Origin of the sequence: Agromyces binzhouensis (assembly GCF_004135055.1) — a bacterium.
Lineage (GTDB): Bacteria > Actinomycetota > Actinomycetes > Actinomycetales > Microbacteriaceae > Agromyces > Agromyces binzhouensis.
This window is the reverse complement of record NZ_SDPL01000829.1, coordinates 1-528: the sequence shown is the minus strand read 5'-3', so window position 1 is coordinate 528 and position 528 is coordinate 1. Positions and strand designations below refer to the sequence as shown.

Annotated in this window: 1 protein-coding gene; it reads right to left on the bottom strand. The window is 76.5% G+C overall.

What is annotated here, in order from left to right; all coding sequences use genetic code 11:
• Positions 1–528, bottom strand: a 528-nt coding sequence (locus ESO86_RS18425; RefSeq protein ID WP_165308464.1) for a lactonase family protein, incomplete at both ends; no start/stop codon positions are given.

The following is a 528-nucleotide window of genomic DNA, read 5'->3' as shown; positions in this document are numbered from 1 at the left end:
GAGATGGGCGTGGTGGCGCGGCCAGGCGGCGCCGACGGCGTGCTCCGACGCCAGCCGCGGCCGCGCGGCATCCATCGCGTCGAAGACGCTCACGCTGTCGCGGCCGCGCACGAGCGCCGTCATCAGCCGGCTCGACGGCGCGTGGTCGAGGTGGGACGGCTGCACGACGTCGTCGGGTCCCGTCGCGGCGCGGGCGACGGTCGGCGTCGAGCTCGCAGGCCGGAACGACGTCGCGTCGACCTCGAACGTGTGCAGGTCGCCGTCCAGCTCGCCGACGACGTGCAGCAGGCCGCCGCGGACCACCATGTGCCGGGGGCCGGTGCCCGGCGGGACCTCGAGCGTCCGCGTGATGCGGAGGACGGGTGCTCCGGCGTCGTCGCGATCGACCGCGAACTCGTGGATCGCGTCGCCGCCGAGGTTGCTCACCACGTGGGTGCCCCATGGCGTCGCGACGATCTCGTGCGCGTGCGGGCCCGCCTGGCGGTCGGGCACCGGTCCGCCGCCGGCCGGCAGCGGCAGCGTGACGGG